The organism is Brevibacillus agri (assembly GCF_004117055.1).
GTDB lineage: Bacteria > Bacillota > Bacilli > Brevibacillales > Brevibacillaceae > Brevibacillus > Brevibacillus agri.
In genome coordinates this window covers 4,627,233-4,649,780 of sequence record NZ_CP026363.1, presented here as the reverse complement: position 1 = coordinate 4,649,780, position 22,548 = coordinate 4,627,233, and the positions used below count along the sequence as shown (strand labels likewise).

The following is a 22,548-nucleotide window of genomic DNA, read 5'->3' as shown; positions in this document are numbered from 1 at the left end:
TACGGAGTACCACGAATAAACCGAAGGTTTGTGGTACTTCAAGTATTTGAAAATTCCACTCTTTTTTGTTGTTCATCTGTTGTAGTATATAAAACAAACTGATACGATAGGTGTATGAACGAATACAGAAGAACAAGCACAACCCTTTCATTATTAAACTACCATTTTGTGTTCTGCCCTCGGTACAGAAGAAAGATTTTTCTGCAAGCAGATGTAGAACAACGCTTCAAAGAGTTGGTACATGAAGGGTGTGAGGAACTGCAAATTGTGATTGTTGCTCTTGAATGCGACAAAGACCATACGCATATGTTTCTCAACGCACTCCCATTCTACCGCAGGAAATGTATCAAGTGAAACGATAAAGCGATATGTCGAACAACAGAAAACAAGGGGGTGAAAATCATGTCGCAGACCATCACAGTCAAAGTGAAATTGCTTCCAACAAAAGAACAGGCTTCTATTTTGCGTGAGATGAGTCAAACGTACCTCTCCACTATCAATGCTCTCGTTTCCGAAATGGTTGCTGAAAAGAAAAGCACAAAGAAGTCGAGTAAGGATATTTCTGCTTCTTTGCCAAGTGCCGTTAAAAATCAAGCTATCAAGGACGCGAAAAGTGTGTTTAAGAAAGCGAAGAAAAGCAAATTCACTACTGTTCCTGTTTTGAAGAAACCTGTCTGCATTTGGAACAATCAAAACTATTCGTTTGATTTCACGCACATTTCCATGCCGATTATGATTGACGGCAAGGTAACTAAAACACCTATCCGTGCTTTGTTAGTTGATAAAGACAACCGTAACTTTGCTTTGCTAAAACACAAATTAGGTACGCTTCGAATCACACAGAAAGCAAATAAATGGATTGCCCAAATTTCTGTCACCATACCTACTATGGAAGGAACAGGAGTAAAAGTCATGGGTGTTGATTTGGGTTTAAAAGTTCCTGCCGTTGCTGTAACAGATGATGAAAAGGTACGTTTCTTTGGGAATGGCAGACAAAATAAGTACATGAAGCGTAAGTTTCGTTCTGAACGCAAAGCATTAGGCAAAAAGAAAAAGGTAAATGCGATTCGTAGTTCAAAAGATAAAGAACAACGTTGGATGAAAGACCAAGACCATAAGGTTAGTCGTGCTATCGTAAATTTTGCAAAAGACAATAAAATTTCTGTCATTCGCTTGGAACAACTGGCGAATATTAGACAGACGGCAAGAACAAGCCGTAAAAACGAAAAGAATCTGCATACTTGGTCATTTTATCGCCTGTCTCAGTTCATTGAATATAAAGCGAATTTAGTTGGTATTAGGGTTGAGCATGTGAATCCTGCATACACAAGTCAGACATGCCCTAAATGCTCTGAGAAGAATAAGGCACAAGACCGTAAGTATAAATGCAAATGTGGATTCGAAAAACATCGTGATTTAGTCGGTGCTATGAACATTCGATATGCACCTGTGATTGATGGTAACAGTCAATCAGCCTAAGATGCTATATGCACTGTCTTAGGAGGGGCAATGAGATGCCCTCATCTTGAAGGCTGTTCAAAACAGAAATGGACTGCGAACGCTTAGTCATTCAAGAATCCCACCCGTACACCGCAAGGTGGAAGGCTTGCGGCTTTAGCCGTGGGAGTCTCAACAGTCAGCCCTATTGCGATTTGCCCGAATGTTATGCGGGCTGGATGATACGCAAGGCTCCACAGTCGGGGGAAATTTTTGAACCGCAGACGGTGCAGGACAAGATCGACCTCGCTTCACGCTCTACGATCTGCATCCCGGTCATTCTCGATCTGGCGGAGCGAAAAGTGATCTGGACGGACATCGCGCTGCGCTCCCACCCCCGGTTTGTCAATAACGTAGAGGCGAACGGAGGCGGCGTGGAGTGGATGGGAAGGGCGCTCACCTCGCTGGTGAAGCCCACTCTCTATGAGCTGTTCACGCTTCATGCGCAAGCGAGAGGCACGCTGACTGACCGGGCGGATGAGGCGGACACGGTTTTCTCCATGGACGAGGGAATCACTCCGTTTGACCTGGAAATCATCATGGCGGACTTTTTGTAAGCTCGCTGGTTTCGTTAGGCAAAGGGAATGAGGTGCGTGTCCATTAAGCCGGTAGTGGTGAATCCGCAGATGAAAAACGGCAAAATCAGAAACCAGAAAGCCTTGGTTGGAAATATCCGCCTGACCGGTTGCCGGCTGGAAGGATGTATTTGTTGTCTTTCATCTGCGATCTGTGGCGAACCTCCTATCGGTTGCAACCCCTTTTCGGCAGGATGATTCTTCAGAAGAAACATCATGACGGGAAATACCACGATCAGTAAAAAGAGACCCAATACCGCAACAGCCATTTTCCAGTCAAACCACTGTATGAAAAACAGTGAGGCTGGCACAACTACCATTTGGCCTACGCTAAAGCCAGCCTCTATTACTCCGAATGCGAGTCCACGCCTTTTATTGAACCAATTTGTGACCATAATGGTTGCGGCTACATTGGAGGCACCTCCAACACCAATGGAAGCGAAGACACCATAGAGAATAAACAATTGCCAGAGGGAAGTTACCCATTGCGTGAAAAAATGCTCAGACCAACCAGAAGTGTGCTGCCTAAGAGAATGGACCTGGCACCAAAGCGGTCAATCAACCTGCCTGCTATTGGTTGGGATATGCCATAAATGACAAAACTCAATGTGGAGATGAGAGAAATGGTACCTCGATCCGCGGCAAAGCCATTCTCCCAAGGTTCAATAAATGCTCCGAAAGAAAGTCTTGCTCCTTGCACAGCCAACAATGCGAAAAAGGTGACAAATAAAATGATCCACGCGTAATGCACTTTGCTCTTCACAGTCTCAACGCACTCCTTATGAGTTTAATCCCAATCTGGTCAGCATGTTTTTGAATAATTTCGCTTCTTCTTCACTGAATATGGACATCGCTTCTTGATTCACTTCGTCACTGATCTGATTCAGAGGTTGTTCCAATTCCTTGCCTCGCAGAGTCAGAAAAATCAAGTTCGTCCGGCGATCATTGGGATCGGAACGACGCTCGATGAGCCCCATATTTTGCAGTCGATCGAGCACCCCCGTGATGGTTGCTCCATCCAAGCGAAGCCGACTACCCAATTCCACACCTTTTTGGCCATCTTTTTCCCATAGCGCATGTAATAGAACAAACTGCACGGGAGTAATCCCGTACGGCGATAATTTGGCCTTTTCCATTTGCCAGATTTTTTGATACGCCTTCCCGAGAAGAAACCCATAGCAATCCTCAATCCGATCCATATGTACCTCCAAATATTTTATTGGAAATCGATGTAAGAATAAGATAACACGCACACAAAAGATTTGTGTACAAATAATTAGTTCACAAAACAAAGATCAATGCCCAGTATGTTCCTATCCGCAGCTTTTGCTTGAATCCCCGGTAGCATTTGCTATTATTAAAGCAAGTGCTTGTCATAGAAAAGAACGACATTTGAATATGGTAGAAAAACAGGTCCTTGTTTTTCGCAAGCGATAGTTTGCGAATGCGAGGTTAAAAGGGAAGTTTGGTGAAAAGCCAACGCGGTCCCGCCACTGTAAAAGAGGAGCTCTTCTTCTTGGCAACGGCGCCATCCACTGCACGCCAGCGTGCGGGAAGGAGGAAGAAGAGCGAAGATCCTTGAGCCAGGAGACCTGCCTGTTTTGATGTCCACTGATTTCCTTCGGGTCAAAGGATGAGGTGAGGATTGTTGCAGTCGGCTATCCGCGCTTTGTTTTCCTTGGAGGTTTGGGGAAACAAGGCGTTTTTTTGTACGCGGAAAGCGAAACAGGAAGCAAATCGGCAAACTCTTCACTTTTTCAGTCAGGTAAATAACGAGGCTATGGAAAACATTTGAAATAGGCAACGGAGCCTAAACTGCATTTTTGGAGCGCTGTGCCTCCGAAAATTATTAGGGATGGGCAACGGGGCCTACAGTTTATTTTGGGGGTGAGCGTACTTGAGCAACAAGCGGGGCCTGTTTTTGGTCTACACCGGAGACGGCAAAGGAAAGACAACAGCCGCGGTGGGGCTGGCTGTGCGCGCGACTGGACGAGGCAAAAAGGTCATCATGATCCAGTTCATCAAGTCGCCGGAGCGCACGTACGGAGAGAAAATCATCTTCGACAAGCTGGGCATCGAAATCGTGCAAAAAGGCGTAGGCTTCACCTGGACGAAGACGCCGGAGGAGCATCGCGCGGCGCTGCAGGAAGCGTGGGCGTTCGCCCGGGAAAAGCTCGCTTCGGGCGAGTACGATGTCGTCATTCTCGACGAGCTGAACAATGCGCTGGCGATCGACCGTTTTCCGATTGCGGACGTGCTGCCGCTCGCGGACGTTTTGGAAGCGATTCAAAACAGGCCGAGCCATGTGCATCTGGTCGTGACGGGGCGGAGCGCCAAGCAGGAAATCATCGACATGGCCGATCTCGTGACAGAGATGAAGCAGATCAAGCATTACTACGATGAAGGAATACCAGCGGTGCTGGGGGTAGAGTTTTGATGAACGTACTGGAAGCGTACGGCCACGGCGGAGATTTGCTGACGGCAGCGGACCGCTTTGGGATGGAGCCGGGCCAATTCCTTGATTTCAGTGCCAATATTAACCCGCTGGGCATGCCGGACAGCGTGCGCGAGATGCTTTTGGCCTCGCTGTCTGCCGTGCTGCGTTACCCGGACCCTGGGCATCGCCAGTTTCGCCGGGCGTTGGCGCAGCGGTTGCAGTTGCCAAAGGAATGGCTTTTGCCTGCGAACGGAGCGGCAGAAGCGATGGCGCTCGCGATTCTCGGGCTGCAGCCGCAAACAGTCGGCGTGATTTATCCTTGCTTTTCGGAATATGCAGAGCTTTCCGAGCAGTTTGGCGCAACCGTCATCGGCTGCTACGGAAAAGAAGAGAACGGCTACAAGGCCGACAGCGCCGAGCTGTACCGTCTGTTCGAACAGGCTGATCTGGTGTTTGTCGGCTCGCCGAACAATCCGACTGGCATCTTGTATGAGCCACAGGAGCTGTTGCAGATGGCGGACTGGACGGCCCAGACCGATACGTGGCTGGTCGTGGACGAGGCGTTTCTCGATTTTGTGGAAGAAAGCCGCCAGTTTACGCTGGCAAGTCGGCTGGAGCGCTTTCCCCGCGTCATTTTGCTGCGGTCGATGACGAAAATGTACGCGATCCCCGGCTTGCGTCTCGGATACGCGATCGCCCAGCCTGACGCGATTGCGAAAATGCGCGCGAAGCAGGTGAGCTGGAGCGTGAATGCGCTTGCGCTTTTGGCGGGGGAGCTGTGCTTGCAAGAGCATGAGTACGAGCGGCGGACACGCAGCCTGGTCGCCAGGGAGCGCGCTGGCCTGGTCGCGTTTATTCGCGGGGAGCTGGGCTGGAAGGTCTGGCCGGGGGAGGCGAACTTTTTGCTGCTTCGCTCGCCGGAGGGCTTGCCAGCCGCACAACTGCAAGAGCGGCTCGGCAAAAAAGGCGTGCTGATTCGCAGTTGCGCCATGTATCCCGGATTGACGGCGCATGACGTGCGCATCGCCGTTCGCGGGCCAGAAGACAATGCGCGCTTGATCGCGGCCTTGCGCGAGGTACACAGCGAAGGGAGCGGGGAGCGATGAGTCTTGTGCTGGTGACAGGCGGCGTGCGCTCGGGAAAAAGCCGCTTTGCGGAAGAACTGGCGCAACAGGCCGGAGAGCGCGTCCTGTACGTGGCGACGGGTCAGGCGTGGGACGAGGAAATGCGGCAGCGGATCGAGCGGCACAAGGAGCGGCGGCCGAAGCAGTGGGGCAGCGTGGAGGTCGGCGAGCGGCTGTGCGACTACGAGCCTGCTAGCACACCTTACGACGTCGTGCTGATCGATTGCCTGTCGACGTGGCTGAGCAATCGGCTGATGAGCGTCGAGGAAGCAGAGTGGCGAAGCGAGGCGCACACAGAGGCGCTGCTTGCGGAGGCAGAGGCGTGGCTTGGGCTTGTCCAGCGCTCCCCGCAAAAAGTGATTGCGGTCACGAGCGAGGTCGGGCTGGGCGGTGTCGCCATGAATCGGCTCGGCCGCTGGTTCGCAGACGCGCTGGGCGACGTCAACCAGCGGGCTGCGCGCCAGGCAGAGACGGTCTACGCGGTCATGGCCGGAATCCCGTGGAGGATCAAAGGATGAATGCATTTTGGCACGCGATCGCCTTTTTCACCCGGATTCCGGTTCCGTGGCTGCGCCCGTCCGACGAGGCGTGGAAAAAAAGCGTCAACTGGTATCCGGCAGTCGGGCTGGTCATAGGTATTTTGCTATGGGGAGTCCACCAGACGGGGCTTGTGCTCTTTAGCCCGTGGCTGTCCGCCGTGCTGACGCTCGCTGTCTGGGTGTACATCACAGGCGGACTGCATCTGGACGGCTGGATGGATTTGGCGGACGGACTGGGAAGCAGCCGGCCAAAAGAGCAAGTGCTCGCGATCATGAAAGATAGCCGCGTGGGCGCGATGGGGGTTTTAGCCGCGATCTTGCTACTTTTACTCAAGGCAGGGGCCGTCGCGGAGCTTGCGCATCCTGGCTGGGGTGTGCTCCTCGTATTCGTTCCTGCCATAGCGCGGACACATGTGCTGCTGTCGATTCGGCTGTGGCCGTATTTATCGCAGGAAAAAGGGATCGGCAAAGGCATCAGTGCAGGGCTGTCGCCTGTCGCCATCGCCGCCGGATACATCGTTCTCGCCGCGGCTGGCTGGTTCGCCGGAGGTTTGCAGGTCGTCGCGGCAATGGTCGTCTCGCTTTTGTTCGTGCTGTTGTTTTCCCGCTCGGTCGCCCGCAAGCTCGGCGGCCTGAACGGAGACTGCTACGGAGCAGCTATCGAGAGCGGCGAGGCGGTCATGCTGCTCGTACTGGTCGGGAGCTGGTGGACATGAAGTTGATCTGGATACGGCACGGGGAGACAGACAGCAATCGGGAGCGCAAATATCTCGGGCATAGCGACATTCCTTTGAACGAAAAGGGGGAGCAGCAGGCGCGCGAGCTGGCGCGGCAATTGTCGCAGCAACTAAAACGGCCTGTCGCGCTGTACGCAAGCGATTTGCTCCGCTGCACGCAAACGGCCCGGCCGCTGGCAGACGAGTGGGGGCTGCCGATCATTTCCGTCCCGGCTTTGCGCGAGCTGTCGTTTGGCGACTGGGAGCTTTTGACCTACGAGGAGCTGATGCGCTCGGATGCCGAGTGGGCTGCCCGCTGGTACGACGACCCGTATCGCTGCAGTCCGCCGAATGGCGAGAGCTTGCAGGAACTGGGGCACCGGGTGGACGGCTGGCTGCGCAAGCTTTTGGAGCAGCGGCAAGCGGCTGCGGACGAGACTACGGTTTGCGTCGCGCACGGGGGAGTGATTCGCTGGTTTCAGGCGGTTTGGCTGGAAAACGACCCTAAGCGATATTGGCACGTAGATGGCGTAGGGCACGGAGAGGCCCTGCTGGCGCAATGGGACGGGCGACGCTGGCGAAGACTACGGCTGGAAGGTTTAAAGAGAGGGACAACATGACAGAAGTATGGATATTGTGCGCGGCATACGTGATTGACCGGGTGGTCGGCGACCCGCGCAGCCTGCCGCATCCGGTGGTCATGATCGGCTGGTGGATTACGCGGCTGGAACGGGTCATTCGCGCGGCAGTCAAGCGGGAATCGCAACTGAAGCTGGCTGGCGTCCTGCTCCCGCTGTTGATCGTCACAGGCAGCTACGCGGTCGTCTGGCTGCTGTTATGGGGAGCGGCGTTCATTCATCCGCTGCTCTCGTGGGTGTTGAGCGCGTGGCTCATCTCCACGACGATTGCCACAAAAGGACTCGCGGACGCGGGACTGGAGATCGCCCGCCACCTGCTCGCCGGGGACATGGCAGCGGCGAGGCGCTCTCTGTCGATGGTGGTCGGCCGCGATACGGATCAACTGGACGAACCGGAGATTTGCCGGGGGGCCGTGGAGACGGTGGCGGAAAACATCGTCGATGCGATCGTTTCCCCGCTGATCTATGCCGCGATTGGCGGCGCGCCGCTGGCGATGGCGTACCGGGCAGCCAACACGCTGGACTCGATGGTCGGCTACAAAAACGAAATGTACAAAAATCTCGGCTGGGCGTCCGCCCGCTTCGACGACGCGATGAACTACATACCCGCCCGGCTGACGGCATTGCTGTTGGTAATCGCAAGCGGGCTGCAGCGGCTGGATTGGCGACAGTGCTGGGCGATGATTCGCCGGGACGCGCATCTGCACCCGAGCCCGAACAGCGGGCTGCCGGAAGCGGGAGTGGCTGGCGCGCTGGGCGTGCAACTTGGCGGGCTCAACTACTACCAGGGAGTGCCTTCCAACCGGGCGCGGCTCGGGGATGCGCATCGGCCGTTGGCTGCGGCGGATATTATGGCGACGATTCGGCTGATGTATCTCACCTCCTTGCTGTGCCTGCTCGTGTGCCTGGCGATTGCGGCTGCCATTGCTTTTATATAGGGCGGCACTTGAAACGAAGCGTAAGACAACGGAAGAAATGAGAACGAACGAGATAACGGCTGCCTGCGACACGCAGGCAATGGAAAGGGGAGGGGCCGTATGAGCGGCAAGTTGTTTGTGATCGGGTTTGGCCCAGGAAGTTTTGAGCATATCACCAAGCGGGCGCGGGAGGCACTGCAAGAGTCGGACGTCATTATCGGCTATTCGACTTACGTGGATTTGATCCGCGGACTTTTGACCAACCAGGAGATCGTCAGCACCGGGATGACGGAGGAAGTGACGCGTGCGCGCGAGGCGGTGCGTCAGGCCGAGGAAGAAGGCAAAAAAGTAGCGGTCATCTCCAGCGGCGACTCCGGGGTCTACGGGATGGCGGGACTGGTCTACGAGGTGCTGGTGGAAAAAGGCTGGACAGAAGCGACAGGCGTTCCGATCGAAATCGTGCCGGGCATCTCGGCGATCAACTCCTGTGGCGCGATCCTCGGTGCTCCGATTATGCACGACGCCTGCACGATCAGCTTAAGCGACCACTTGACGCCGTGGGAGCTGATTGCCAAACGGATTGACGCAGCCGGGATGGCCGACTTTGTCATTGCGCTGTACAACCCGCGCAGCGGCAGGCGGACGCGGCAGATCGTCGAGGCGCAGCGCATCCTGCTGCAATACCGCTCGCCAGATACCCCTGTCGGTATTGTGAAGAGTGCCTACCGCGAGCGCGAGACGGTTGTCGTGACGACGCTTGCGCAAATGCTCGAGCACGACATCGGCATGCTGACGACGGTCATTATCGGGAACTCTTCGACGTTTGTCTACGATGGCAAAATGATTACGCCGCGCGGCTATCAGCGCAAGTACACGCTGTCTGCGGATGAGCAGCCGCTGAAGCCGCACCAGCGCCTGCGCGTGGAAAACGAACCGTGGTCGCTCGAAGCAAGCGGCGAAAGCGTCAACGCCTCTGCGGCCAAGCCAGCCGAGCCTGCGAGCGAGCGCCCTGTGCTGGCTGGGGAAGCTGCGAAGCCAACGGCGCCGGAAGCGGCGTTTTCCGGCACGGCGACCAGTACGGCTGTTCTGGAAGCGCCGCCAGTCGAGCAAAAGCTGGAGACAGCGAAGCCCGAAGCAGAGCGTCCGCCATTCGAATGGGCGATGCAGGCGCTGAATGCGATCCATGCAGCCAAAGGCATCGAAACGACGCCTGCCACAGCAAGCAACGTGCGTCCAGCCTCGGCGTTTCAGCCGGAAATGATTTTCGAATTTGCGGTCAGTCCAGGCGTCGCCAACAAAAAAATTACGCCGCAGCAAATGATGGCCATTGCCGAGGTGGCGGGTGAAAAGGGCGAGATCGAATACACGCCGCACCACCAGATGATTTTGCGCGTGCCGACTGCCGACCCTGACAGCATTACAGGCCGACTGCGCGAGCTTGGGCTGATCCTCAGTCCGATCGGAGACGTGTTGCAGGTAAAAGCGTGCGATTTTTGCGACGGCGAGAAAAAAGACAGCATTCCGTATGCGGAGGAGCTGCACCGAAGACTGGGCGGAAAAGAAATGCCGAAGGAGCTGAAAATCGGCTTCAACGGCTGCGGAATGGCCTGCTACGGAGCGGTTCAGGAAGATATCGGAATCGTGTTCCGCAAAGGCAAGTTCGACCTGTTCCTGGGCGCGAAAACAGTCGGGCGCAATGCGCACTCCGGCATTCCGGTCGCGGAAGGCATCGACAAGGAGGATATCGTGCCGATTGTCGAGCGAATCGTGAATCGATTCAAAAAAGAGGCATTTCCGAATGAACGCTTCCACAAGTTTTTCCAACGGGTAGGCGAACTGGAAGGCTACGCCTGGTACGAACCGGCCAAGGCGGAAATCGAGAACGCCGCTTGCGGAGATTGATCGGTTGTTCGAACAAATACGAGGGGGAAACGAAATGGACGCGGTATTATTTGTAGGACACGGGAGCAAGGACCCGGAAGGCAACGAAGAAATCCGGCAGTTTGTCGCTTCGCTTGCGCCAGAGCTGGATGTGCCGATCATCGAGACGTGCTTTCTGGAGTTTGCGCGCCCAGACATGCTGCAAGGCTTGAATACGTGCGTCGCTCGCGGCGCTACGCGGGTGGCGGTCATTCCGATCATCCTGTTCTCTGCGGGACACGCGAAAATCCACATTCCGGCAGCAATCGACGAGGCGAAGGAGCTGCATCCGCACGTGCAGTTCATCTACGGCCGTCCGATCGGCATTCACGAGGAAGTCATCAACATCCTGTCTACACGCATGGCGGAAGCGGGCTTTGCCTCCGGCGAAGACCACGACGACCTGGCAGTGCTCGTGATCGGGCGCGGCAGCAGCGACGCGGACGCCAACAGCGATATTTACAAAATGTCCCGCCTGTTCTGGGAGCGCTACAAGGCGCGCTGGGTAGAGACGGCTTTCATGGGCGTGACCTATCCGCTCTACGACGAGGGCGTGGAGCGCTGCCTGAAGCTCGGCGCGAAGCGGATCGTGCTCTTGCCGTACTTCCTGTTTACCGGCGTGCTGATTAAGCGGATGAGCGATCAACTGGAAAAGTTCCGCCAGCAATACCCGGAAGCCCATTTTGAGATGGCTGAGTATTTCGGCTTCCACCCGCTGTTAAAAGAAGTGATGAAGGACCGGATAGAGGAAGCGCTGCACGGGGAAGTGAAGCTGAACTGCGACACCTGTCAGTACAGGCTGGCAGCGATGGAGCACATCGACCATCACCACCACCATCATGACGACGAGCACGGTCATGGTCACCATCACCATCATCACCACCATGGTCATCATCACGATCATGACCACGACCACCACCATGGTCACGACCATCACCATGACCACGACCATGACCACAAGCATGAGCATAAACACGACCACGTATCGAAGTAGGAGGAGACACAGCATGATTCTGGTACTGGCTGGAACGAGCGACGCCCGCGAATTGGCCCTGTTAATCAAGGAAAACGGCTACGACCTGCTGACGACGGTCGTAACGGACAACGCTGCGAAAAGCATGGAAGAGGCAGGCGTGCCTGTCCAGGTCGGACGCTTGAGCGCGGACGACATCCAGCAGTTGATCCGGGAAAAAGGCGTGCGGTGCGTGGTAGACGCAAGCCACCCTTTTGCCGAGGAAGCCTCGAAAAACGCCATGGCTGGCGCGCAGGGCGCAGGTGTGCCGTACATCCGCTACGAGCGGGAAAGCCTCGCTGCGCCAGGCAGCGAAAAGCTGATCGTCGTCGAGGATTACGTGCAGGCGGCTGAGCTTGCCGCTGAAAAGCGCGGGGTCATCATGCTGACGACAGGCAGCAAGACGCTGAAAACGTTCACGGATCGCCTCTTGGGCCTGCCGGATACGACTTTGGTCGCCCGGATGCTGCCGCGCCTCGACAACATGCAAAAATGCGAGGAGCTCGGCGTGGAGCAAAAAAACATCGTCGCGATGCAAGGGCCTTTTTCCAAGGAGCTGAACAAAGCGCTCTACGCCCACTACGGCGTGACGCTGATGATTACGAAGGAGAGCGGCAAGGTCGGCGCTTTTGACGAAAAGGTGGAAGCGGCGCTGGAAATGGGCATCGAAACCATCGTCATCGGCCGGCCGAAAATCGACTACGGGACCAAGTTTTCCGATTACGAAAGCGTGCTGAACCAGCTCAAAGCGGTCGTTTTATAAGCGCCAGGCCGTGTGCATGCAATGAGCACCTACCCCAAACCACTGACTGGAGGAAACCAACCATGGATTTCAAGACGGAATTCAAGCCTTTGACTGTACAACCGCAAGAGATCGAGGACATGAGCTTTCAGATCATTACCGATGAGCTGGGCGAGCATCCTTTTACCGCCGAACAATTTCCTGTCGTGCAGCGCGTCATCCACGCTTCCGCAGACTTTGACCTCGGACGCAGTCTCGTCTTCCACCCGGATGCTGTCCAATCCGGTATTCAGGCGATCCGCAGCGGCAAAATCGTCGTCGCGGACGTGCAAATGGTTCAGGTCGGCATCAGCAAAAACCGGATCGAGAAGTTCGGCGGCCAAGTGAAGGTGTACATCTCCGACCGCGACGTCATGGAAGAAGCGAAACGCCTCAACACGACGCGCGCGATCATTTCCATGCGCAAAGCGGTGAAGGAAGCAGACGGCGGCATTTTCTGCATCGGCAACGCGCCGACAGCGCTCCTGGAGCTGATCCGCATGGTGAAGGAAGGCGAAGCGAAGCCAGGTCTTGTGATCGGGATGCCAGTCGGCTTCGTCTCTGCGGCAGAGTCCAAGGAAGAGCTGGCGAAGCTCGACATTCCGTTCATCACGAACATCGGGCGCAAAGGCGGAAGCCCTGTGACAGTAGCAGCATTGAATGCCATTTCCATCATGGCGGAACGGTTGGGATAAAAGAGATGGCAGCCAAAGCAGCGTCGGACGAAAAAGAGGCAAAACCCCTCCGCCACGGCTATACAACGGGAGCATGCGCAACGGCGACGACCAAGGCTGCTTTGATCGCGCTGATTACCCAGGAGCCGCAGTCAGAGGCGACCATCCGCCTGCCGATAGGCGAGGACGTGACGTTTCGGATGGAGAGCTGCGAATTTTCGCCGGAAAAAGCGACGGCGGGCACGATCAAGGACGGCGGCGACGACCCGGATGCGACCCACGGTGCGCTGATTCTCTCCACCGTGGAATGGTCCGATGAGCCTGGCATTATACTGGACGGCGGCGTTGGTGTCGGTCGGGTGACCAAGCCAGGGCTGCCTGTTCCGATCGGAGAAGCGGCGATTAACCCCGTCCCGCGCAAAATGATTCGGGAAACCGCGCAGGCGGTGCTCGATGAGTACGGAACAAAGCGCGGGATCAAAATCGTCATTTCCGTGCCTGCAGGCGAGGAAATCGCCAAAAAAACATTGAATGGACGACTCGGCATACTCGGCGGCATCTCTATTTTGGGGACGCGCGGAATCGTGGTGCCGTTTTCCACTTCTGCCTACAAAGCGAGCGTGGCGCAAGCGATCAACGTCGCCAAGGAGGCGGGCTGCGACCACATCGTCCTGTCCACGGGCGGCAAGAGCGAATCGTTCGGGATTGCCACCTACCCGGAGCTGTCCGAGGAAGCGTTCGTGGAAATGGGAGACTTTGTCGGTTTTGCGCTCAAGCAATGCAAGAACCGAAACATGCGCAAGGTGACCTTGGTTGGAATGATGGGCAAGTTTTCCAAAGTGGCGCAGGGCGTCATGATGGTCCACTCGAAAAGCGCCCCTGTCGACTTCGGCTTTCTCGCCCAGATGGCAGAAGAGGCGGGCGCGCCGCAGGAGCGGACCCGCGAGATACTCACCGCGAACACGGCCTCGCAGGTTGGCGATCTGATGGCAGATACGCCTGCCTTTTTCGAGATCATGTGCGCGAACTGTTGCCGGGCAGCCCTGAAGGAAGTGGGCGGCGGTATGGAGGTAGAAACCATCATCATTACTATGAAAGGGTCCCTGTTGGGAAGGGTGACGATCAATGACACAAGCGATGAAAGTGATCGGGATCGGGGATGACGGACAGCAAAGCCTGCTGCCGTTGTACCGGACCTGGATTGAAGAGAGCGAGCTTCTGGTCGGCGGAGAGCGGCATCTGGGCTTTTTTCCGGCGTACAAAGGGGAAAAACGGGTGCTGAAAGGCGGCTTGTCCGCGATGGTGGAGGAGCTGCGCTCCGAGACGCGCAAGACGGTCATTCTCGCTTCGGGCGATCCGCTCTTTTACGGGATCGGCAGCTTGCTGGCGAAAAAGCTGAACGTGGAAATTTACCCGCACCTAAGCTCCATTCAGCTCGCTTTCGCCAAAATGGGCGAGGCGTGGCAAGATGCGGCGCTCGTCAGCGTGCACGGCCGCAGCATCAAGGGACTGGCGCAGCGCATCGACGGGAAGGAAAAGGTCGCGCTGCTCACCGACCGGGAAAACTCGCCAGCGGCTATCGCCCGTTATTTGCTGTCGTTTCAGATGACCGAATACGAGGCGTTCGTGGCCGAGAACCTGGGCAGCGCCGAGGAGCGGACGGGCTGGTACACGCTGGAGGAAATGGCAGATGGCGTCTTTTCCGATCTGAATGTCGTGATTTTGAAAAAACGCCGTCCAAGCCCGGTCTGGCCGTTTGGAATCGCAGACGAAGAGTTTTCCCAGCGCAAGCCGGACAAAGGATTGATTACGAAAAAAGAAGTGCGTATTGTAAGCATCGCCCAACTGCAACTGCACATAAAAAGCATCGTCTGGGACATCGGCACGTGCACAGGCTCTGTCGCCATCGAGGCGGCGCGGATCGCGCGGGAAGGCGAAGTGTACGGCGTGGAGAAAAACGCGGACGATTTGGAAAACTGCCGCCAGAACATGGCGAAGTTTCGCACGGATTTGACCGTTGTGCATGCCCGCGCTCCGCAAGGACTGGACGAGTTCCCGGATCCGGATGCCGTGTTCATCGGCGGCAGCGGCGGGGAATTGCGCGAGCTTTTGCATATTTGCTGCACGCGTCTGCGTCCGGGCGGCCGAATCGTGGTCAACGCCGCGACAATCGAGACGCTGTACGAAGCGACGCAAGCTTTTGCAGACGAAGGCTTTGAAACATCGGTGACATTGGCGCAGTTGTCGCGCAGCAAGCCGATTTTGTCTCTGACGCGGTTTGAGGCGTTGAATCCGATCTACATCATCACGGCCTGGGCCAAACAGACAGAGGAACAAGGGGGAGACAGCAAGTGAGCAAGATCGGAACATTGTACGGGCTGGGCGTAGGTCCAGGCGACCCGGAGCTGATTACTGTCAAGGCATTCCGCCTGTTGCAGCAATCTCCGGTGATCGCGTACCCGAAAAAGCGGATGGGCAGCAAAAGCTACGCGCACCAAATCGCCGAGCTGTACGTGCAGCAGTCAGAAAAAGAAATGCTCGGACTGGTGTTCCCGATGACGCGGGACAAAGAAATTTTGGAGCGCGAGTGGAACAAAACGGTGGAAATCGTCTGGGAGCGTCTGTCCGAGGGAAAAGACGTCGCGTTCGTGACGGAAGGCGATCCGATGTTTTACAGCACGTTTATCCACATGATGCGGGTGATGCACGACGAGCACCCGGAAGTGCCTGTGGTGACCGTGCCGGGCGTATCCTCGTTTCTCGGAGCAGCTTCGCGCTTCAACCTGCCGCTTGCGGACGGCGACGAGCAGATCGGAATTATTCCGGCGACAGAAGACCGGGAAGCGATGCGCAAAGCGCTTGAGAACCACGATACCGTCGTGTTTTTGAAAGTAGCGAAAGTGCTGCCGATGATTATCAGTTTGCTGCAAGAAATGGGACTCGCAGACAAAGCCGCCGTCGCGACAAAGGTCACCTCTTCCGAAGAGATGGTCTGGACGGACATGCGCGAGCTGGAGCGGGCAGAGCTTGGCTATCTTACACTGATGGTGGTGAAAAAGGGATGAAACTGTACATAGTGGGAGCGGGTCCCGGCGACCCTGACTTGATTACCGTAAAAGGCTTGAAGCTTTTGCAAAAGGCAGACGTGATTTTGTACACCGACTCGCTCGTCAACGAAGAGCTGGTGGCGCTCGGCAACCCTGACGCTGAGGTGCTGCACAGCTCCGGCATGGCCTTGGAAGAAATGGTGGCGCTGATGGTGGACCGGATCAGCAAAGGCAAAACGGTCGTGCGCCTGCATACGGGCGATCCGTCTGTGTACGGGGCGATCATGGAGCAGATCGCGCTGTTGAAGGCAGAAGGCATCGAGGTGGAAATCGTGCCGGGCGTAAGCTCTGTGTTTGCGGCGGCAGCGGCGGTCGGTGCGGAGCTGACGATTCCCGAGCTGACCCAGACGCTGATCCTCACCCGCGCGGAAGGACGCACGCCTGTGCCAGACAGGGAAAAGCTGCGCTCACTCGCGGAGCATCATTGCACGCTGGCTCTGTACCTCAGCGCGACTTTGACGAAAAAAGTGGTGCGCGAGCTGATCGAGGCGGGCTGGAGCGAGGATACGCCCGTCGCTGTCGTGCAGCGGGCGAGCTGGCCGGATCAGTTGATCGTGCGCACGACCTTGAAAAACCTGGACGAAGACATGGGCAAAAACGGCATTCGCAAGCACGCGATGATTTTGGCCGGCTGGGCTTTGGACCCGGACATTCACGAAAAAAGCGAGCAATACCGTTCCAGGCTGTACGATAAAACCTTCACGCACGGGTACAGAAAAGGTGTGAAAGAATGATAATCGAACTGGTCGAAGGAGAAATTCCTGTCATCCGTCAGCAGGGCGATTACGCGATTGTCGCCATCACGAAGCACGGGGTCGAGATGGCCCGCGATCTGGCGCAAAAATTTCCCGGGACAGACCTGTACTACATGAGCAAGTTCGCGCGCGGGGATGAGGAAGCGCGCGGCATCCAGCTTTTTTCCAACAGCGTGCGGATGCTGTTTCCGGCGCTGTGGCCTGTGTACAAAGGGCTGATTGTCATCATTTCGCTCGGGGCGGTCGTGCGCATGATCGCGCCGCTGCTCGAAGACAAAAAGAAAGACCCGGGCGTCGTTGTCGTCGACGACCGGGGGGAGAACGTCATCAGCGTGCTGTCCGGCCATCTGGGCGGGGCCAATGAGCTGGCCCGCGAAGTGGCGGCGGTCATGGGCGCCCGCCCGATCATCACGACCGCGTCCGACGTGCAGAAGACGATTCCGGTCGATTTGTTCGGCCGCCGTTTTGGCTGGGAGTGGGATTCTGCCGACAAGCTGACGCCTGTGAGCGCCTCGGTCGTCAACGAGGAACACGTAGCGGTCGTCAACGAATCCGGCGAACGCGACTGGTGGATGCACGACACGCCGATGCCGCCGTCGATCAGGGAGTATGCGAGCATCGCCGAAGCACAGGCTGCCAAGCCGCACGCGGCCCTCGTCGTAACTCACCGCCTGCTTGCGCCGGAGGAACAGCCGATTTTGGACAACGGCGTCCTGTACCGCCCCAAGGTGATCGTGTTGGGGATGGGCTGCAACCGGGGAACGTCTGCGGAGGAGATCGAGGCGGTCATCCGCGAGACGCTGGACGAACTGCAATTTTCGCTCAAGAGCGTCAAGGCGCTGGCCACAATTGAGCTGAAAAAAGACGAGGCCGGGTTGCTCGCCGTATGCGAGAAATACGGCTGGCCGTTCGTCTGGTACTCACCACAGGAGCTGAACCAGGTGGAAATCAGCGAGCCGTCCGAGACGGTGTTCAAGTTTACGGGAGCGTACGGGGTGAGCGAGCCTGCGGCCAAGCTGTACGCAGGCGTCGACGAGCTGGTGCTGACCAAGAAAAAGTCGGGCAACGTCACCATTTCGGTCGCCCTGATGCCCTATCAAAAGGAGGAACGCGCATGACGGACAGCCGCCGGATCGTCATTGCCGGAACAGGCAGCGGAGCGGGGAAAACGACGGTAACCATCGGGCTGATGGCTGCCCTGATCCGCAAAGGCTACAGGGTGCAAGGCTTCAAGTGCGGTCCTGACTACATCGACCCGACCTACCATACCGCGGTGACGGGCAGAGCGTCGCGCAATCTGGACAGCTTCATGCTGGAGTACGACGTCGTGAAGGAGATTTTTGTCCGGGGAAGCGAAGGTGCGGATATTTCGATCATCGAAGGCGTCATGGGCATGTACGACGGCAAGGAAGCGACCAGCGACAAGGGCAGCACGGCCGAAATCAGCACGTTGACCGGATCGCCTGTGTTGCTCGTCGTCAACTGCCAGAGCATGGCGCGCAGTGCGGCTGCGATTGTAAAAGGATTCCAGTTGCTCAATCCGCAGACGAAAATCGTCGGCGTGATCGCGAACAAGGTCGGCAGCGAAGGCCACCACAAAATCGTCAAGGCCGCGATTGAGCAGGAGTGCGGGATTCCGGTCGTCGGCTACCTGAAGCGGGAAAACGAGCTGGAAATTCCCGAGCGCCATCTGGGACTTGTGCCGTCCGTGGAGCGCGGCGAGCTGGCGCCGCTGTTTGCCAAGCTGGCTGACCTGATCGGGGAGACGGTAGACCTGGACCTGGTCTGGGAGCTGGCCAAAGCCGAGCCGCTGCAAGTGGAGCCGAAGCTGTTCGCACCGCGCGAGGCGGCTTTCGACGTCACGATTGCCGTAGCGAAAGACCCGGCGTTCCATTTTTACTATCCGGAAAATCTGGAGTTGCTGCAAGCGTACGGCGCGAAGCTGATCTTTTTCTCGCCGCTTGCGGGGGAGGGCGTACCGGAAGCAGCGGACGGCTTGTACATCGGGGGAGGCTTTCCAGAGGAGTTTGCCGCCGAGCTGTCGCAAAACGAGGCGGTGAAGGAATCGTTCCGCCAGGCGGTCGAAAAAGGCTTGCCGACCTTGGCCGAGTGCGGCGGATTCATGTTTTTGACCGAGGCGATTGTGACGACAGACGGGGAGAGCTATCCGATGGTCGGACTCATCCCCGGCAAGGTGACGATGCAAAAAAAATGGGCGGCGCTCGGCTATCGCGAGGTGCGCGGCAAGGAGGGCAACTTCCTGATCGGTCCAGAGGAACAGGCAAAAGGCCACGAGTTCCACTATTCGACCTATGCCACCGACGAGCAGCTCCCTGCGGCCTACGAGACAAAAGGGCTGCGCGGCACCAAGCCGGAGGGCTTTGCCAGGGACAATCTCGTCGCGGGGTACACGCATTTGCATTTCGGCTCCAACCCGGCGCTGGTGAAGCGCTGGCTCGGTTTGTGCGCGGAGGTGGCCTCCCGTGCCTAAAGCGCTCCCGCTGATGATTCAGGGAACCAGCTCCGATGCCGGAAAAAGCGCGATCGCGACAGCGCTCTGCCGCATTTTTGCCCAGGACGGCTACAAAACGGCGCCGTTCAAGTCGCAAAACATGGCGCTCAATTCCTATGTGACGCTGGACGGAAAAGAAATCGGGCGGGCACAGGGCGTTCAGGCGGAGGCGGCGGGCATTCTCGCCACGACCGACATGAATCCGATCCTCATCAAGCCGACGCGGGATTCGGAGTCGCAGATCGTGGTGAACGGCGAGCCGTACGCCAACATGAAGGCGATGGCGTATCGGACGGATTTTTACGAAGAAGGACTGCGGATTATCCGGGAGGCGTACCAGCGGCTCGCTGCCGCTTACGAGCGCATCGTCATCGAAGGAGCAGGCAGTCCGGCGGAGATCAACCTGAACGACCGCGAGTTGGTCAACATGCGGGTTGCCCGCCTGACGAACGCTCCGGTCATTTTGGTGGCGGACATTGAGCGCGGCGGCGTGTTTGCCAGCCTCGTCGGCACGCTGCAACTGCTTGAACCCAAGGACCGCGACCGGGTGATTGGCGTCATCATCAATCGTTTTCGCGGCGATCTGACGCTGTTGCAGCCAGGTCTGGACTGGTTCGAGCAGTACACAGGCAAGCCTGTGCTTGGCGTGGTGCCGTTTATTCCCGACTTGTGGATCGACGCGGAGGATTCGCTCATTTTGCACCGTTACCAGGGCAAGCGGGAGACGCCGCGCGAGCTGGATATTGCCGTCTTGCGCTACCCGCGCATCTCCAATTTTACGGATGTCGACCCGTTTTTTGTGGAGCCGGACTGCCGTCTGCGCTTTGTGACCCGGCTGGAAGAGTTGGGCGAGCCGGACCTGATCGTGCTGCCCGGCAGCAAAAATACGTTGGAAGACTTGCAATTTTTGCGCGAGACGGGACTGGCCGAGGCGGTGAAAAAGCTGCATCTGCAAGGCAAGTCGTACGTGGTCGGCCTGTGCGGCGGCTATCAGATGCTCGGCGAGTCGATTCTGGACCCGGCTTGTGTGGAGTCGCCGCTGCAACAGCTTGACGGGCTGGGCCTGATTCCGATGGTGACGACGATGGAGCAGAAGAAAACGACGGTGCTGTCCCGCGGGGAAGCCACATTCGCCGGAGAACAGCTTACGCTCGAAGGCTACGAGATTCACATGGGCCAATCCGTTTATGCCAAGAGCGAATGTCCTTTTATTCAGATGGGCGAGCGGGCAGAAGGCTACTGTCACGAGGAACGCCGGCTGATCGGGACGTATTTTCACGGACTGTTCCACAACGACCGCTTCCGCACGCTCTTGCTGAACGCGATTCGCGCGAAAAAAGGGCTTGCGCCGATCACAGAGCGCCCATCTTTCGTGGCGCTTCGCGAGCAGGGCTACGATCTCTTGGCGGATACGGTACGCCGTCATGTGCGGTTGGATGCGATTGAAGAACAGATGAAGGCTTATCAGGAAAAAGAGGTGCGTAGATGATGGCAGGCTTGGAAAAGCGATTTCCGGCGATTGCGCCGCGAAACCAGGAAGCGAGTGAGCAAACGAGACAGCATGTGGATCAACTGACAAAGCCGCTGGGCAGTCTGGGACGTCTGGAGGAGCTGGCCGTCGAGCTGGCCGCGATGACGGGCGAGACGTTTCCGGTCGTCACGCCGCCGGGCGTACTCGTTTTTGCCGCCGATCACGGGGTGGCCGCAGAAGGAGTGTCGGCCTACCCGCAAGAGGTGACGGCGCAAATGCTCTTGAATCTGGTGAACGGCGGCGCGGGCATCAACGTTTTCGCACGGCAAATCGGCGCGATGCAAAAGTTCGTCGATGTCGGCGTGGCAGTCGAGGTCGAGGCGCCAGGCGTCATCAACAGAAGAATCAGGGCAGGCTCGGGCAACATGCTGAAGGAAGCCGCCATGTCCGCTGACGAAGCGCAGCGCACGCTCGCGGTCGGCATCGAGCTGGCAGAGCAGATTATCGACGAAGGCGCCAAGGTGCTGATCGTCGGAGAAGTAGGAATCGGCAACACGACGGCGAGCAGCGCAATCCTGTCTGCCTTGACCGGGGCGGACCCGGACGAGATCGTCGGCCGCGGCACAGGACTGGACGATGCGGGCTGGCAGCGCAAAAAAGCGGTCGTTCGCGAAGCGCTCGCCCTGCATCGCCCGGATGCCAACGAACCGCTGGACGTCCTGGCAAAAGTGGGCGGGTTGGAGATCGGCGCGATGGCAGGCGCGATGATCGGCGCGGCTTCGAGGCGCGTTCCGGTGCTCTTGGACGGCTTTATCGCCACTGTGGCGGCACTGCTGGCCGTGCGGCTTGCGCCTGCGGTCGCAGACTACCTGATTGCCGGGCATCGCTCCCAGGAGCCGGGGCACGCTTTTGTGCTGAACGTACTCGGCAAACAGCCGCTGCTCGACTTAAACCTGCGACTTGGCGAAGGCAGCGGAGCGGCCGTTGCGTTTTCGATCGTCGAGGCGTCGTCGCGAATGGTTCGGGAGATGGCGACATTCGCATCGGCGGGGGTCAGCGACCGATGAGCGGCGCAGGCAAAGTGTATCTCGTCGGCGCAGGCCCCGGTGACCCGAAGCTGATTACCGTCAAAGGTCTGGAATGTCTGCAAAAGGCAGACGTAGTCGTCTATGATCGGCTGGCGAATCCGGCTTTGCTCGCGCATGCGCCCGAGACAGCGGAGCGCATCTACTGCGGCAAGCTGCCCGATCATCACACGATGCGGCAGGAGTCGATCAATGAGGTGCTGGCCGCAAAGGCGCTGGCAGGCAAAGTCGTCGTGCGGCTGAAAGGCGGCGATCCGTGCGTCTTTGGCCGCGCGGGAGAGGAAGCGGAGCATCTCGCTGCACGCGGCGTCGCGTTTGAAATCGTGCCGGGCGTGACGGCAGGAATCGCCGCTTCGGCGTACGCGGGCATCCCGGTGACGCACCGCGATCACGGCTCGTCGTTTGCCGTGGTGACGGGGCATTTGCGCGAGGACAAACCGGAGCTGGCTGTGGAAAAATGGCGGGCGCTGGCAGGCGGAATCGACACGGTTGCTTTTTACATGGGCGTCGCCAACCTGCCGCTCATCCGCACGCAGTTGATGAAGCACGGCCGCGATCCGAAGACGCCCGTCGCCGTCATCTCCTGGGGGACGCTGCCAAAGCAGGCTGTCGTCACAGGCACGTTGGCGGATATCGAGGAGCGCTTGGCAGAAAATAGCCATATCACCAATCCGGCGATCATTCTCGTCGGAGACGTCGTGAAAATGCGGGAAAAGATTAACTGGTTCGAGGCTTCGCTCGGTCTGAACGAGGGGATTCCCGGGTAAGCCAGGACAGGCGAGGCGGGC

The 22,548-nt window shown here is 57.4% G+C and carries 23 protein-coding genes, 2 pseudogenes and 1 riboswitch; of the genes and pseudogenes, 22 read left to right on the top strand and 3 right to left on the bottom strand.

The annotated features are described in order from the left end of the window. Positions 1-114 precede the first annotated feature (114 nt). The 3 genes and pseudogenes from tnpA (at position 115) to BA6348_RS22720 (ending at position 2,054) form a co-directional block, all read left to right on the top strand. Positions 115-397 (top strand): annotated as a pseudogene (gene tnpA / locus BA6348_RS22730) (IS200/IS605 family transposase). Positions 398-402: 5 nt separating this feature from the next. Beyond that, the gene (locus BA6348_RS22725; RefSeq protein WP_129552241.1) at positions 403-1,479 is read left to right on the top strand and encodes an RNA-guided endonuclease TnpB family protein; all 1,077 of its coding nucleotides are present in this window, start codon (positions 403-405) and stop codon (positions 1,477-1,479) included. Positions 1,480-1,676: 197 nt separating this feature from the next. After that, positions 1,677-2,054 (top strand): hypothetical protein, encoded by a 378-nt coding sequence (locus BA6348_RS22720; RefSeq protein ID WP_375371913.1) that lies wholly within the window; start codon positions 1,677-1,679, stop codon positions 2,052-2,054. A 17-nt stretch (positions 2,055-2,071) separates the two neighbouring features. Here BA6348_RS22720 and BA6348_RS28105 read toward each other — a convergent pair. From BA6348_RS28105 to BA6348_RS22710, 3 genes and pseudogenes are all read right to left on the bottom strand, one after another. Beyond that, positions 2,072-2,536: pseudogene (locus BA6348_RS28105) on the bottom strand (MFS transporter); the annotation flags it as partial. 14 nt (positions 2,537-2,550) lie between these two features. Continuing rightward, positions 2,551-2,835: an MFS transporter gene (locus tag BA6348_RS28100; protein WP_007785834.1), complete on the bottom strand. Its 285-nt coding sequence runs from the start codon at positions 2,833-2,835 to the stop codon at positions 2,551-2,553. 16 nt (positions 2,836-2,851) lie between these two features. Continuing rightward, entirely contained in the window at positions 2,852-3,271 is a 420-nt protein-coding gene (locus BA6348_RS22710; RefSeq protein WP_122952913.1) for a MarR family winged helix-turn-helix transcriptional regulator, read from the bottom strand. A gap of 195 nt (positions 3,272-3,466) precedes the next feature. Next, a riboswitch (cobalamin riboswitch) is annotated at positions 3,467-3,686 on the top strand. A 283-nt stretch (positions 3,687-3,969) separates the two neighbouring features. Between BA6348_RS22710 and cobO the strand changes: the two genes are divergently transcribed. The 19 genes from cobO to cobA all read left to right on the top strand — a co-directional run bounded on the left by cobO (position 3,970) and on the right by cobA (position 22,527). After that, entirely contained in the window at positions 3,970-4,509 is a 540-nt protein-coding gene (cobO, locus tag BA6348_RS22705; RefSeq protein WP_025847521.1) for a cob(I)yrinic acid a,c-diamide adenosyltransferase, read from the top strand. Continuing rightward, positions 4,509-5,615 (top strand): threonine-phosphate decarboxylase CobD, encoded by a 1,107-nt coding sequence (gene cobD / locus BA6348_RS22700; protein WP_007785829.1) that lies wholly within the window; start codon positions 4,509-4,511, stop codon positions 5,613-5,615. The genes cobO and cobD overlap by 1 nt, the downstream gene beginning before the upstream one ends. Further along, the gene (gene cobU / locus BA6348_RS22695; protein ID WP_122952912.1) at positions 5,612-6,151 is read left to right on the top strand and encodes a bifunctional adenosylcobinamide kinase/adenosylcobinamide-phosphate guanylyltransferase; all 540 of its coding nucleotides are present in this window, start codon (positions 5,612-5,614) and stop codon (positions 6,149-6,151) included. The genes cobD and cobU overlap by 4 nt, the downstream gene beginning before the upstream one ends. Beyond that, the gene (gene cobS / locus BA6348_RS22690; RefSeq protein WP_122952911.1) at positions 6,148-6,888 is read left to right on the top strand and encodes an adenosylcobinamide-GDP ribazoletransferase; all 741 of its coding nucleotides are present in this window, start codon (positions 6,148-6,150) and stop codon (positions 6,886-6,888) included. Before cobU ends, cobS begins: the two co-directional genes overlap by 4 nt. Beyond that, on the top strand, positions 6,885-7,508 hold the full coding sequence (locus BA6348_RS22685) for a histidine phosphatase family protein (RefSeq protein WP_122952910.1): 624 nt from the start codon (positions 6,885-6,887) through the stop codon (positions 7,506-7,508). Before cobS ends, BA6348_RS22685 begins: the two co-directional genes overlap by 4 nt. After that, a complete protein-coding gene (cbiB, locus tag BA6348_RS22680; RefSeq protein ID WP_007785823.1) occupies positions 7,505-8,464 on the top strand; it encodes an adenosylcobinamide-phosphate synthase CbiB in 960 nt (319 codons plus the stop codon). Before BA6348_RS22685 ends, cbiB begins: the two co-directional genes overlap by 4 nt. A gap of 99 nt (positions 8,465-8,563) precedes the next feature. Next, positions 8,564-10,345, top strand: coding sequence for a precorrin-3B C(17)-methyltransferase (gene cobJ / locus BA6348_RS22675; protein WP_122952909.1), 1,782 nt, complete (start codon positions 8,564-8,566; stop codon positions 10,343-10,345). A 34-nt stretch (positions 10,346-10,379) separates the two neighbouring features. After that, entirely contained in the window at positions 10,380-11,357 is a 978-nt protein-coding gene (locus BA6348_RS22670; protein ID WP_122952908.1) for a sirohydrochlorin chelatase, read from the top strand. Between the two features lie 13 nt (positions 11,358-11,370). After that, positions 11,371-12,138: a precorrin-6A reductase gene (gene cobK, locus BA6348_RS22665; protein ID WP_005832000.1), complete on the top strand. Its 768-nt coding sequence runs from the start codon at positions 11,371-11,373 to the stop codon at positions 12,136-12,138. 62 nt (positions 12,139-12,200) lie between these two features. Further along, entirely contained in the window at positions 12,201-12,851 is a 651-nt protein-coding gene (locus BA6348_RS22660; RefSeq protein WP_025847506.1) for a precorrin-8X methylmutase, read from the top strand. A gap of 5 nt (positions 12,852-12,856) precedes the next feature. Further along, the gene (locus tag BA6348_RS22655) at positions 12,857-13,993 is read left to right on the top strand and encodes a cobalt-precorrin-5B (C(1))-methyltransferase (RefSeq protein ID WP_007785812.1); all 1,137 of its coding nucleotides are present in this window, start codon (positions 12,857-12,859) and stop codon (positions 13,991-13,993) included. Then, the gene (cbiE, locus tag BA6348_RS22650; protein WP_122952907.1) at positions 13,956-15,185 is read left to right on the top strand and encodes a precorrin-6y C5,15-methyltransferase (decarboxylating) subunit CbiE; all 1,230 of its coding nucleotides are present in this window, start codon (positions 13,956-13,958) and stop codon (positions 15,183-15,185) included. Before BA6348_RS22655 ends, cbiE begins: the two co-directional genes overlap by 38 nt. Next, on the top strand, positions 15,182-15,895 hold the full coding sequence (cobI, locus tag BA6348_RS22645; protein WP_122952906.1) for a precorrin-2 C(20)-methyltransferase: 714 nt from the start codon (positions 15,182-15,184) through the stop codon (positions 15,893-15,895). The genes cbiE and cobI overlap by 4 nt, the downstream gene beginning before the upstream one ends. Beyond that, positions 15,892-16,671, top strand: a complete 780-nt coding sequence (gene cobM / locus BA6348_RS22640; RefSeq protein ID WP_122952905.1) for a precorrin-4 C(11)-methyltransferase — start codon at positions 15,892-15,894, stop codon at positions 16,669-16,671. The genes cobI and cobM overlap by 4 nt, the downstream gene beginning before the upstream one ends. After that, entirely contained in the window at positions 16,668-17,810 is a 1,143-nt protein-coding gene (locus tag BA6348_RS22635; protein WP_122952904.1) for a cobalt-precorrin 5A hydrolase, read from the top strand. Before cobM ends, BA6348_RS22635 begins: the two co-directional genes overlap by 4 nt. Then, complete coding sequence (locus BA6348_RS22630; RefSeq protein ID WP_122952903.1) at positions 17,807-19,183, top strand: cobyrinic acid a,c-diamide synthase CobB; 1,377 nt, start codon at positions 17,807-17,809, stop codon at positions 19,181-19,183. The genes BA6348_RS22635 and BA6348_RS22630 overlap by 4 nt, the downstream gene beginning before the upstream one ends. Next, positions 19,176-20,693 (top strand): cobyric acid synthase, encoded by a 1,518-nt coding sequence (locus BA6348_RS22625; RefSeq protein WP_122952902.1) that lies wholly within the window; start codon positions 19,176-19,178, stop codon positions 20,691-20,693. The genes BA6348_RS22630 and BA6348_RS22625 overlap by 8 nt, the downstream gene beginning before the upstream one ends. Then, complete coding sequence (gene cobT / locus BA6348_RS22620; protein WP_007785801.1) at positions 20,690-21,742, top strand: nicotinate-nucleotide--dimethylbenzimidazole phosphoribosyltransferase; 1,053 nt, start codon at positions 20,690-20,692, stop codon at positions 21,740-21,742. The genes BA6348_RS22625 and cobT overlap by 4 nt, the downstream gene beginning before the upstream one ends. Beyond that, positions 21,739-22,527 carry a uroporphyrinogen-III C-methyltransferase gene (gene cobA / locus BA6348_RS22615; protein WP_007785800.1) on the top strand — a complete coding sequence of 263 codons (789 nt, stop codon included), beginning with the start codon at positions 21,739-21,741 and terminating at the stop codon, positions 22,525-22,527. Before cobT ends, cobA begins: the two co-directional genes overlap by 4 nt. The last annotated feature ends 21 nt before the right edge of the window (positions 22,528-22,548 follow it).